This is a genomic window from Coleofasciculus sp. F4-SAH-05 (genome assembly GCF_040222985.1).
GTDB lineage: Bacteria > Cyanobacteriota > Cyanobacteriia > Cyanobacteriales > Coleofasciculaceae > Coleofasciculus > Coleofasciculus chthonoplastes.
In genome coordinates this window covers 1-11,938 of sequence record NZ_JAVKBY010000159.1, presented here as the reverse complement: position 1 = coordinate 11,938, position 11,938 = coordinate 1, and the positions used below count along the sequence as shown (strand labels likewise).

11 protein-coding genes, 1 tRNA gene and 3 pseudogenes are annotated in these 11,938 nt (G+C 46.3%); 10 read left to right on the top strand and 5 right to left on the bottom strand.

Annotated elements, in window-relative coordinates; translation table 11 throughout:
- The 3 genes and pseudogenes from RIG27_RS19520 to RIG27_RS19510 all read left to right on the top strand — a co-directional run.
- A pseudogene (locus RIG27_RS19520) lies at positions 1-94 on the top strand (RNA-guided endonuclease InsQ/TnpB family protein); the annotation flags it as partial.
- 106 nt (positions 95-200) lie between these two features.
- Positions 201-968, top strand: a complete 768-nt coding sequence (locus tag RIG27_RS19515) for a hypothetical protein (RefSeq protein ID WP_446343365.1) — start codon at positions 201-203, stop codon at positions 966-968.
- Positions 969-1,392: 424 nt separating this feature from the next.
- Positions 1,393-2,826: a hemolysin family protein gene (locus RIG27_RS19510; protein ID WP_446347876.1), complete on the top strand. Its 1,434-nt coding sequence runs from the start codon at positions 1,393-1,395 to the stop codon at positions 2,824-2,826.
- A gap of 160 nt (positions 2,827-2,986) precedes the next feature.
- On the opposite strand, the gene RIG27_RS19505 is transcribed toward RIG27_RS19510, so the two are convergent.
- Positions 2,987-4,648 (bottom strand): DUF6930 domain-containing protein, encoded by a 1,662-nt coding sequence (locus tag RIG27_RS19505; RefSeq protein WP_446347878.1) that lies wholly within the window; start codon positions 4,646-4,648, stop codon positions 2,987-2,989.
- Positions 4,649-4,918: 270 nt separating this feature from the next.
- Between RIG27_RS19505 and RIG27_RS19500 the strand changes: the two genes are divergently transcribed.
- From RIG27_RS19500 to RIG27_RS19480, 5 genes are all read left to right on the top strand, one after another.
- Positions 4,919-5,272, top strand: a complete 354-nt coding sequence (locus RIG27_RS19500; RefSeq protein ID WP_446347874.1) for a HesB/IscA family protein — start codon at positions 4,919-4,921, stop codon at positions 5,270-5,272.
- 136 nt (positions 5,273-5,408) lie between these two features.
- A complete protein-coding gene (locus tag RIG27_RS19495) occupies positions 5,409-5,840 on the top strand; it encodes a tetratricopeptide repeat protein (RefSeq protein ID WP_446347873.1) in 432 nt (143 codons plus the stop codon).
- Between the two features lie 156 nt (positions 5,841-5,996).
- On the top strand, positions 5,997-6,866 hold the full coding sequence (locus tag RIG27_RS19490; protein ID WP_446347560.1) for a M48 family metallopeptidase: 870 nt from the start codon (positions 5,997-5,999) through the stop codon (positions 6,864-6,866).
- Positions 6,845-6,927, top strand: a tRNA-Leu gene (locus RIG27_RS19485). The genes RIG27_RS19490 and RIG27_RS19485 overlap by 22 nt, the downstream gene beginning before the upstream one ends.
- Before the next feature lie 22 nt (positions 6,928-6,949).
- Entirely contained in the window at positions 6,950-7,147 is a 198-nt protein-coding gene (locus RIG27_RS19480) for a hypothetical protein (RefSeq protein ID WP_446347562.1), read from the top strand.
- Positions 7,148-7,197: 50 nt separating this feature from the next.
- On the opposite strand, the gene RIG27_RS19475 is transcribed toward RIG27_RS19480, so the two are convergent.
- The 3 genes and pseudogenes from RIG27_RS19475 to RIG27_RS19465 form a co-directional block, all read right to left on the bottom strand.
- Positions 7,198-8,289: a serine/threonine protein kinase gene (locus RIG27_RS19475; RefSeq protein WP_446347870.1), complete on the bottom strand. Its 1,092-nt coding sequence runs from the start codon at positions 8,287-8,289 to the stop codon at positions 7,198-7,200.
- A gap of 88 nt (positions 8,290-8,377) precedes the next feature.
- A pseudogene (locus tag RIG27_RS19470) lies at positions 8,378-8,761 on the bottom strand (metallophosphoesterase); the annotation flags it as partial.
- Positions 8,762-9,150: 389 nt separating this feature from the next.
- The gene (locus tag RIG27_RS19465; protein WP_446347868.1) at positions 9,151-9,342 is read right to left on the bottom strand and encodes a hypothetical protein; all 192 of its coding nucleotides are present in this window, start codon (positions 9,340-9,342) and stop codon (positions 9,151-9,153) included.
- 83 nt (positions 9,343-9,425) lie between these two features.
- On the opposite strand from RIG27_RS19465, the gene RIG27_RS19460 reads away from it, so the two are divergent.
- Both RIG27_RS19460 and RIG27_RS19455 read left to right on the top strand, forming a co-directional pair.
- A complete protein-coding gene (locus RIG27_RS19460; RefSeq protein ID WP_446347572.1) occupies positions 9,426-10,190 on the top strand; it encodes a Uma2 family endonuclease in 765 nt (254 codons plus the stop codon).
- A 121-nt stretch (positions 10,191-10,311) separates the two neighbouring features.
- Positions 10,312-10,374: pseudogene (locus RIG27_RS19455) on the top strand (type II toxin-antitoxin system VapB family antitoxin); the annotation flags it as partial.
- A 29-nt stretch (positions 10,375-10,403) separates the two neighbouring features.
- Here RIG27_RS19455 and RIG27_RS19450 read toward each other — a convergent pair.
- Positions 10,404-11,723, bottom strand: coding sequence for an NB-ARC domain-containing protein (locus tag RIG27_RS19450; RefSeq protein ID WP_446347866.1), 1,320 nt, complete (start codon positions 11,721-11,723; stop codon positions 10,404-10,406).
- Positions 11,724-11,938 lie beyond the last annotated feature (215 nt).

The following is an 11,938-nucleotide window of genomic DNA, read 5'->3' as shown; positions in this document are numbered from 1 at the left end:
TGATCATAACGCAGCTATCAACATAAAAAATAGAGCGGAGGGGCATCCCGTTCTTAAAGCTCAACGTCTCCTACGCAATAGCCGGATTGGTTGAGAAGCCTACACTATACCTGTACTCAGGTTAGTGTAGGAGTATGTCACGGAATCACCTACTTGCAGTAGGTGAGGATGTCAATCTTCTTCTATAACTTGAATCAGTAATGAAATTCAACTCGACTGTAGCACTCACTCTGATTCTGCTGGCAATGATGTTAGGTGCCGGCTTTGTGAGTGCCATGTGGGGATTTTCCCTAGGTCATGAAGCTCTTAAAGGTGTGACTCAGCCCGATGTGCGCCCGACGAAGAAGCTGGCAAATAACCAGGAGGTTGAGCCGGGTGACAAACAGGTTGCGCTGTTGAGTGAACGGGATATCCTGGTCAACGTTCACGCCTATATCCATGACAAAGACAAAGACAAAGATTCTAATTCCGATAATAACGACTCTGAGTCAAAGAGCCAGACTGAGACAGATAAGCCAGACGAGTCAGCCGGAGAGAATCAGCAATCTGAACGTGCAGAAGAATCATCGGAATCGGGTGTATTCGACACAGAGACATCGTTTACCAGTAATGGCTCGAATCAAAATTTACCGCTCAAAAGTCAGGATCGGGGGGTCACGTTGGAGGTTCGTTCCGCCAATCTTCAGGGAGGCTCGTTGTTGCTGGATGTTAGCTTGAAGAATGAGGGCGATAATCCGGTTCGGTTTCTTTATAGTTTTTTAAATGTTACCGACGACAAAGGTCGAGCTTTGAGTGCGATTACCGAAGGGTTACCGGGAGAATTGCCGTCCAATAGCGAGGAATTTTCGGGTACGGTGAGTATACCTACAGCGTTGCTGGATGACGCCAAAGCGCTTTCGTTAACCCTAACTGATTATCCCGATCAAAAGCTCAAGCTGAAAATGTCCGAAATCCCTGTCGCCAGGTAAATGGTAACGGAGCAGGTTGGGAGCATGAAGCGTGAAAGCATATAGAATTCCAGTAGGTTGGGTAGAGCGATTGCCAAACTTAAACGGTTAACCCTAACGTTGGGTTAATGTACCCTTCGGGAACGCCAAAGGCGAGTACGAGAAGGCTCGGCCTACGTCTCTCAACTCAACCGACAAAGGTAATATACTCCCAGCAGGTTTATGCAAATGTTTTTCTTAGGTTCGGTTCTATTGCTCGCTGTATGTTAAACGGTATTTGTCAATCAATACAGTCCCCTAGAGAGAGGCTATCTATGGAGTACCGTTGTGGATCTGCTCAAAGAAGCAGTAGAACTGCTTTTGCTGGTTACCTGCTACCAATCTTATGGTTGCCCACTTAATTTTTCTTACTGCGAGTGCTTCTACTCCCCTTACCAGCCGGGACATGCTATTGCGATTATTATTAGTCCTGCTCTTGATTGCCATCAATGCCTTTTTTGTCACAGCTGAATTTTCTATGGTTTCGGTGCGGCGATCGCGGATTAACCAATTGGTTGATGCGGGAGATGTACAAGCGAAGACAGTTCAATCCTTACAACAGAGCATTGAGCGTCTACTCTCAACGACTCAGTTAGGCATTACTCTATCCAGTTTAGCCTTGGGCTGGATTGGCGAGAATACTGTCGCCGTTTTCGTTGCTGCTGTACTGACTAAATTGCCTTTACCCCCAGAGATGGTTCAAGGAATGGCTCATTCTCTGGCAATTCCGGTGGGATTTTTCCTGATTGCTTATCTGCAAATTGTTCTCGGTGAACTCTGTCCGAAATCTGTGGCGTTGCTGTATTCTGAAGAGTTAGCTCGGTTTTTGGGTCCTCCGAGTCTAGTGATTGCCCGATTTTTCAATCCGTTTATTTGGATTTTGAACCAATCAACGCGCTGTTTATTGCGGCTGGTTGGTGTGCAATATACGGGAGGATGGTGGAATAACCAAGTGACTCCGGAAGAGTTACAGTTAATTATTACCACCGAGCGGGAATCCACGGGTTTAGAAGCCGAAGAACGAGAGTTACTGAATAATGTCTTTGAATTTGGCGAGGTTTTGGCAACCGAGGTGATGGTTCCACGCACCAGTATTGATGCCATTTCGAGTACAGCAACGGTGCAAATGGTGTTAGAAGAAATTGCCAATACCGACCATTCTCGCTATCCGGTAACGGGGGAATCTCTGGATGATATTCGCGGGATTATCCATTTTAAAGAGTTAGCTAAACCTTTATCAGAGGGCAAATTAACCTTAGATACACCGATTGAACCCTGGATTCGTCCGGCTCGTTTTGTCCCGGAGTTAACCCCCTTGAGTGAACTCCTACCCCTGATGCAGCGATCGCATTTGGCAATGGTGATGGTGGTGGATGAGTTTGGCGGTACGGCTGGCTTGGTGACGCTGAAGGATTTGGTGGCAGAAATTATTGGTGATAACCCGGAACTGGAAAGCCCTGAAGAAGTACCGATCCAACTTGTGGATGAACAAACCTTTTTAGTTCAAGCCCAAATGGATTTGGAAGAAGTGAATGAGCTTTTGGATTTAAATTTACCGGTAACCGATGAATATCAAACCTTGGCGGGTTTTTTATTATATCAGTTCCAAAAAATTCCGCTGCAAGGGGAAATCTTAAGTTATGAGAATCTAGAGTTAAAAGTTATCTCCGCCGAAGGACCCCGCCTGAACCGAATTCGCATTCATCGGTATGAACCTCCAACTGTTCCTGTTGAAGATCTGTCTGAAACCGATGTAACCTCAGACATTACGACAACTGAGAATACAGTGAATGAAACGCAAGGTGATACTCCAGAGGCTTCTACCAATGATTTAGAATAAGGTCAAAAGCAATTGAGTAAAGGGCGACCCGAGTAAATTGAGTGGATACAGTTGTTAATTGGTGCAAGCGGGTCGCCCCTACAGGTGTTTCATCCCAAGACTTTCTGTTCCCTGTTCCCTGTTCCCTGTTCCCTGTTCCCTGTTCCCTGTTCCCGCGAATCTAGAATTCAAATACAGGCATAAGCTGTAACAGACCTAATCCTAACTCCTTAACCGAGAGCGATCGCGCTTCAAAGAATGCCATCATGTCTTTGGGTTGAGGATTACCGCGAGAAGCACCTTTGAGTCCTCTGGCAATAATTAACCCACAATAGCCCTTGGTTTTGAGACACCGTTGTTCCCAATGCTCACGATTCGCCGTATGAGTCGGATCAGCTTCGGGAAACTCACCAAATAGGTATAGATAATTATCTCCTGTTTGCAGAATACCCAAATCGTAGCGATCGCCAACTAGAGGATCTTCTCCGGGGTTAAAGCCAATCCCCTTGAGTCCGCCGGCTGTTTTAATTTGCTCGATTAACACTTTGGCTTTCGGGCGAGTGGTTTGAATTAACACCACAGGTAACCCTTCTCCTAGGGGCGGGGCGTCTTGAGACTGATAAAAATCAATATCCTCCTGTAGCAGTGCTATACTCTCCCAGGGCATCATCCCCAAACTCAGATAGGAATCTTTCGGGATTAAGTCATCCCGTAGCGGCAGTTCCAGTTCCTCCTCATCCTCATCCTCATCCCAATCCTCGTCATCCATATCATCATCAATCGCCATCTCCCATAACTCAGAGGCTACCTCTGGTCGTGTAGACACTTTAATCGACGCGGTTGATTTTGACTCCGTATCTTCCTCTTCCGTATCTACAGGGATAGGGATGCGAAAGCGCTTGTTCATCGCCGGAAAATCATCCGCCGCTAATTTTCGGGATGATCCTTGGAAAAATCGATGCAGGGCTTCCAGCGCCATATAGACAAGTAGGGCTTCTTCCTCATCCAGGAAGGGGCGCATTCCCTCTAATGGATGCACCGCACCAAAACTCGGCAAAATCTCTTCAACGGATAAATCGGCTAAATCTACATCCTCATCATCTTCAAAGTCCTCATCCGCCGCTTGATATGTAATAAACAAGCAATCTTGTCCCAAAAATGCCTGTTCCATCGCCTCGACCGATTCCTGATTGACGACCGACTCCCGAAACCGTTGCAGCGAATCTAAGGAGCGATAAAGTAGAATTCCGTACTCCACACCCAGCATACCCATGACCGAGACGTAGAACTCACCCACATCCCAGCGATTTAATTCCACACTCAAGATCTGATGGTCAGCTAGGACATCCCAAGGCGCATCTTGCCATAAGTCATACGCCTTGCCAATCAACAGATCCGCATACTTCGGGGGTAAGGTTGGCTGGCGCTGGAGGGCAATTTCCTCAAACCCGCGAAATAACTCATCAATCAGGGGTAAATCGGGAACATAATCGATCGCAATCTCCAACTCTTGCAGCACCCCGCGCAATAAAAACTGAACTTCGCGATCGCGTACCACAATTTTAGCCGGACGGGCGGGTCGAGCCGGACTTTGGGGATGTTCCATGGCTCGCAATAACGTGCGAACAATCGCTTCGGGTCCCATTTCTGAGGAGACGATATCCATCGCTCGGACAATTCCTTCTGAGCCATCCACCCAAAGAATGCACTCATTATTACCCTCAGCATCAAAATCACCCTGATCGGATACAGTCACTAAAGAACGGCGATCCCCTTCCCAGACGCTGGGAATTTGGGGTAACCGTTTGAGCCGACGACGAGTATTGCGATTGAGAGCAGACATAGGGTATTTGGCAATAAGTGCAAAAATCATGGCAGGTCAGCCATGATTAATAATAGATTAATAATAGATAGTTGGTAAAAGTATAGTCAAATATAGACAGACTGAATTTCATTGCAGAAATTCCCTTCGCTTTTACAAGGAGTTCCCAAGAAAATTTTTATTGGGTAATTACACGCGCTTGGGGTCAGTCTCGATAAACTTGATCCATAAGCGTGGAACATCAGTAGTTCGTCATCCAAGTTTAACCTAACCAGGAGTTACAACATACTTATGACACAAGCAACAACACCGCAACGAGGTATCCAACTGACCGAACAAGCCCTCAAGCATATTGTGGCGCTGCGAGACCAACAAGGACAAGACCTATACTTGCGGGTTGGTGTTCGTCAGGGGGGCTGTTCTGGGATGTCTTACATGATGGATTTTGAAGATCCCAGTCAGGTACGGGATAACGATGAAGTGTTTGACTACGAGGGCTTCAAGATAATATGTGATCCCAAAAGCATCCTGTACCTGTATGGTTTGGTCTTAGATTACAGCAATGCCATGATTGGCGGAGGCTTCCAATTCACCAACCCCAACGCCAATCAAACCTGTGGCTGTGGCAAATCCTTTGGCGTTTAATTAAAAACGGGGGAATAGGGACTCCAGTAGGGGTTTGGTAACCAAACCCCTACTGGATTTAAAATGACATGTTAGAACGTAACTTGGTGTGAGGACTCACATCAGATCGCGTCGCGGTAAACCTAAAATTGAATCTATGACCGAAACTGTTAATTCTCTGTTCGAGAGTGGCTTAGAACGCTACAACGCGGGTGAGGGACTTGATTCCCTGATTCCTGTATTTAAACAACTGTGCGATCGCTTCCCGAAAAACGCCGCCGCTTGGAGTTGTCTGGCTTGGTTGTATTTGCTGGATGACCAAGCGGAACGGGCATATAAAGTAGCGCTTAAGGGGACGAAAATTGAGGCCAATGCGCCCCAAGCGCGAGTAAACCTAGCGGTAGCGATGTTGGAAACAGGGCAAACTGGGGTGCGTAAACACATTGACATCGTTAAGCAGATGATGGCGACGGATTCTCAAGTTCGTCAGGATGTCTTTGATAGTATTGAGGATGGACTGAGTAGGAAGCCGGACTGGGACAGTTTAAAGCGGGTGAAACAATGGTTATCTGAGGAATCAATGTTCTAGGCTCAGTTCTCTATACACCATCAACAAGCGGTAGCGTGGTAGCTCCCGTTTTGTAAACGGGGGCGGAAACAAATGACCAATGACCAATGACAAATGACCAATGACAAATGACCAATGACCAATGACTAATGACTAATAACTAATGACCAATAACCCATGACCCAAACACCGTTAGTTGGTCTAAAAGCAGACCAGTTTCGTCATCCCCTTGATTTTCAAGCCACCCAAGCCTTGAAGCAGTTCCCTGGACTGGACTTGATGGTGCGAAATCTCCTCGGACCCTTGGCGGAACAATTCTTTTACCTGAATAATATTGCTGCCAGTGTTTTGGTGGGCGAAAATCAGCTACCGCACCTGCATAATTTACTGCTAGACGCCTGCAAAACCCTGGACTTAGAACCCCCTCAACTATACGTGCAGCAGCATCCCGTGCCAAATGCTTATACCTTTGCCATGCGGGGTAAGCAGCCATTTATCGTCCTGCATACTGCTTTAATCGATATGCTGACCCCCGAAGAAATTCAGGCGGTGATTGCTCACGAATTGGGACATCTTAAGTGCGAGCATGGGGTTTATCTGACACCGCTCAACATTATGATTTTAGCGGCGTCTTTACTGCCGAATTGGGGCGCTGTGATTGCCCAAAGCCTTCAAGAACAGATGCTGGAGTGGTTAAGGTGTGCCGAGTTTTCCTGCGATCGCGCGGCGCTGCTAGCCACTCAGAATCCCAGAGTGGTGATGTCGGTGCTGATGAAACTGGCTGGCGGTTCACCCACCCTAGCTCCCCAACTAAACCTCGACGCCTTTATCGCCCAAGCCAGAGCCTATGATGATATCAGTAACTCGGAATTGGGAGAACTGCTCAAATCCGCTCAAACTGCCCAGTTGAGCCACCCCGTCCCCGTGTTAAGGGCGCGGGAAATTGATCAATGGGCAAGTACTCAAGCCTATCAGTCCTTGCTACAACCGACATCTATTGGCTATAATACAAAGGTTGCATCCAAGGGCGGATGGCGAAATTGGTAGACGCACCACACTCAAAATGTGGCGACCTATGGTCATGAGAGTTCGAGTCTCTCTCTGCCCATTCAAATTGAGAGGTGATGATCATGACACAACGACTCAAGAGTTGGGAGTCTCCTCGCCGTCAAGGGCGAAATGACAAAGGCAAAGGCGGTTCCGCCAGAGCCAGACAACTGAAGAAGCAACGGCAAATGTTGCTCAAGAAGTTGAAAGAAAGCGGAAAAGCCGAACAACAGAATCAGCAAGGGGGAAGAGAAAAAGACACTCTTCCCTCTTTTTTTTAAAGGTTCGTAATTGCGCTTTAATACCAAGTTGCAGTCTAATGTAGAATCTGTCATCTCTGCATGAACAGAACATTCCCTTGAGGAGATAACTGCCGCTGGTGCTGTTGGTAGGCTTGTAACCAGAGGACTCCGGAGACTAATAAAATTGAGAAAATGACAAGATTGAGAATCATTAATCCTAAGGGAAGTGGAGACGTTTTGGGTATGTCTGGATGAGGGAGGGGTTGTTTCTGAAAATGCGGCAAAATAAACGCTGCATTTGGCGGTCTACGATGGACAAATGGAGCCATAAAATAGTCAAGCCACTCGACTAATGGTTCAGAGCTTTTGTGCGTATGTTTGCGCCACATTAATTCACCTGTTTTATGGTTGGTTTCTAGTTCTAAAGGATGTTTACCCGTCAGTAAATGGACGAAGGTACGTCCTAAGGCATAAAGATCCGATTGAGGAACCGCATTACCGTTGATTTGTTCAGGAGGTGTATAACCAGGTGAAAAAACTCCTTCTCCGGTTGCATCTTTTCCCATCAGTCGTTGAACAACTGTACCCGTCATTTGGCAAACTGTCCCAAAATCAATTAGCACCAGTTGACCATTGGGTCGCAGCATAATATTCGAGGGTTTAATATCCCGATGAAAATATTGTTGTTGGTGCAGCGTATCTAATATATCGAGTAACTGTTTTAGCCATTCAATGGCTTTGGCTTCGGAAATGGGTTGATTATGTTTGAGCCATTCTCGTAAATTTGTCCCCTCCACTTTTTCCATCACCAAGCAATGTAAAGGTCTGGCACGGCGGGAGACAGAAACGGTAAAATAATTGTCTTCAGGTTGAACTTTAGGAATACCCGGATGGTTAAGTTTCTTTAAAATTTCTGATTCTTGTCTGAACAGGCGAACTAAGGTGGAATTGTTCCGGGTTAAAACTTTCAGTACTTTATGTTTTGCTCCTTTGATTGCCGCCTCTGCTGCCAAATCCTGGACTTCAAAGATTTTGGTGGGATTGGGTGCGTCTAGGGGTCGAAGGGGTTTCAGCAGCAGATATCGACTGTTGATGGTTAATGGAGTGTCACAGCCTTGGCAGTATTCCAGATACTCAGGATTTTCCCGTTGGTCGCACTTGGGGTTGATACAGTAGCTCATCGTATTTCCAGGGTGGGTGGAGGTGACTTCTTAAAATTAACATCTACCTCCCGGAATAAATTAATCTTACTTCCCTGTTCCCTGTTCCCTATTCCCTATTCCCTGTTCCCTGTAGTGTAAATAAAGTGACCTCTGGAGAACAGTTGAGTCGTATGGGCAGATCACTAAAGCCAATCCCACGATTAACATATAGGTTATTACCTGAGACATCATAGCCGTCACTCCAACCATCGACATGTTCCCAGTTTTTAGCCAATGCTAACCAAGACCATTGGGGTGTGAAGGGTAGGCGAATTTGTCCGCCATGAGTGTGTCCTGCAACGGCTACGGGTGCGGTATTGGCAGGTAAAGCTGGAAATGATTTGGGATTGTGCATCATTACAATCCTAGGATTTGTGGATGGCACTTGCGCGATCGCATCTTTTGGTTGATCCTTGTTTGCCAGATGGGAACCAATGCCGACTAAATAAACCGCGAGTTGGCGTTGCTGAGTCGCGGCTGAAACCACAGGTAAGAGATAGGCGATTGCCAAGGTAACTAAAAAGAACCCATTCACCGAAGCAATTGCGGTAGCAATTTGCCAAACTGCACCTTCCACTGTCAGGGTTGTGATCAGGACATCAATGGAGACAACGATGAGAATGAGCAGTCCGGAAATGACTAGCAGAATTGACATAAGGGAAATTAAAACAGTCCATGCGATCGCAGATTACCTCACCCCAAGACAAAAAACCTGCATCTGAGGGAATATGTAGGGGCTGCTGAATAAGCTGGGGTTGTAGAGACGTTCCGGTGGAACGTCTGGAAGCTGGGGGAGCAAATCTAAGCCTAGAGAGAGGGGATTCCTGACTAGGGATATGTCTAAGCTGAGATAGGTAATGCTATCGGAATTGCAGTCATTGAGAAGTCAACGTAATGGTTCGGGAGTTTTAGGGAAGGGAAAAACCACAGCGATAGTCCCGGTTGCACCTGATAGAGAAGTGCCACTTCCTGAGCTAAAATTAGGGCTAATCCGGATAAGACAATGACAAGCCACCAGCGCTGGCGAGTCAAGGCGTAGAGTTAGGAGCAATGCGCGATCGCGCAGCAGCTAATCTGACCATTAAACTAAAGATAGCCGTTTATCGTCTATCCCGATGACCCTTGCCAAGGATTCAGCACCAACAGATCAAATTACTTCCCTTAACGACACAGAGGATATTATTATTCCTCCATGCGATTTGTTGAGTGATGAACCTCCCTTGGAAAGTGACCTACATCGAGATCAAATAGAACTCCTGCTAGCTTGCCTCAAGTGGTGGTGGCGAGAACGCACTGACTTCTATGCCACTGGCAATCTTACCATCTACTTTAGTCCAGAACACATTACCACACGAGACTTTAGAGGACCAGATTTTTTTGTTGTGTTAGGAACAGAAAATCGACCTCGCAAAAGCTGGATTTTATGGGCAGAACAGGGGAAATACCCGAATATGATTGTGGAACTGCTTTCTGACAGCACCGCCAAAATTGATAAAGACTTTAAGAAAAAACTTTACCAGGATACCTTCCGCACCCCCGAATATTTTTGGTTTCATCCAGATACACTGGAGTTCCAAGGGTTTATACTTATGGCGGGTGAGTACCAACCGATAGAACCCACTAATCAAGGGTGGTTATGGAGTCGTCAGTTGGAACTGTTTTTAGGAATTTATGAGTCAAAGCTGCGTTTTTTCAGCCCAGAGGGTCAACTTGTTGCCACACCAGAAGAGAGGGCAGAAATTGCCCAGAAACAAGCCAAAACTGCTCAAAAACAAGCGGAGATAGAACGACAGCAGCGGGAACTAGCACAACAGCAGGTAACAGAATTACGAGCTAGACTTAAAGCGTTAGGCGTTGAACCAGATTTGCCAGAGTCGTAAGCGTTCATCAATGAATAGCCGCATAGCCGCATATCGGTGATGAGGGTTTAAATCTTTCTAATGCTGTCCTCTAGCTTAGAATTGAATATATTTTCATATCTGAATTGTACTAGATAAATCTATGGCAACCAATATTGAAATTGACGAAAAGGTTCTTGAAGAAGCACTTTCATTGTGCGAGCATTCAACAACTGTCTGGCTGAGAAATGAATTTTACTCCTCCAACGGAGTCATTAATTGCAGCGTCACTTCCCGAACGGCTGGGGGTAGAATGAATCGACCCTCCGACTTCTCCACCAGCGATCGCTGACTCAGGGAACCCAGCGCCCGAATCACCTCCTGGGGTGATGTATCGCTAAAATGCTGTTGCAAGGCTTTAAACGAAATCGGCTCTTTTTGGTGAGCCAGATAAACCAATACTCTTTCTTCTAATTCCGATAAGCGGTCTAAAATTTCCTCAATAAAATCACTAATATCGTGAGTAAATAACGTGGTTGATAAAAAATCCGTCACGTCACCATCAAAAACTTCCTTAATCGTCGTCGCCACCAGCTTGAGCATAAACGGATTACCGCGATACCCTTGAATTAACGGTTGCCATTTTTTCTCGCCGGATAATCCTTTTTCCTTTAAAATTAATCGGGCTGCGTCTCCCAACCCCTCTAACTTAAAGGAACGAATCGGTGACGTTTCACCTTCTAATAACGAAATTTCATTCAGTTTTTCCTGAGACGTAATTAATACACAGCTTTGGTGCGGTTCTTCTCCTAAACGTCGGAAAAAATCACCATACCCTTCATAGCCTTCTCGGTAAATCCCGGCTAATTTTCCACTTTGTAAAATCGACTCCACACCATCCAAAATGACCAAACAACGATGTTGTCGAAAATAGTCAATCAACCAGGAAATGCGCTGATCAGGGGTTTTGGGTATTACCGTTTCCGGTTGCTGGGACAAGTCTGGAATTAAAGCGGCGAGAAGATCCGACACAGAAGGGGCTTGACGTAGCGATCGCCACCGGATAACCTGAAATTTATCCTGTACCTGTTTCGCCAACTTCACCGATAACGCCGTTTTACCAATACCACTCATCCCCAACAGCGCCACCAAACGACAGCGTTCCTGAATAATCCAGCGTTCCAGGGTTTTCAGTTCATCGCCACGCCCGTAGAATACGGAAACATCGGGTGCTTCACCCCAATCCTGGCGATTTTGCGGTTGAGGTGAGGTAGGGGGGGAACTCGGCGAAACAGGGAGACGGTTTGGGGTATCCTGTTGCTGTTGGAGATACTCTTGATAGCGGTTAACCAGGATTTGTTGCAATTTGGTCAGTTTAACCGGACCTCGACCCGGAATTTTAAACTTTTGGTAGACTTCGCTAAGCCGCTTACGCACAGCATCCCCACTAATTTGAAGGTGAGACGCGATCGCAGCCGTTCCATGACCCTCCATCGCCAGGGACAACACCTCTAATTCCGATTTGGACAGATTGCGTTCAGTCGCAATGGTTTTGAGAAAATCCTGAGAAATCACCGTCCGATGCTCACACTTATAACCTATTTCATCCTTAAGGTTAACTCATATTCATGAGGAAAAATAGATTTCGCTCACATCAGTCCCTTGAGTACGCACCAACCGGGGTAAGCTGTCACGCATTTAGGGCTTGCTGCAAAGCCCGGGAACCATTATATATTAAGGGTTATAGAACGATTTAATCCCAAGTTGCAGTCTAAGGTAGAATCTGTCAT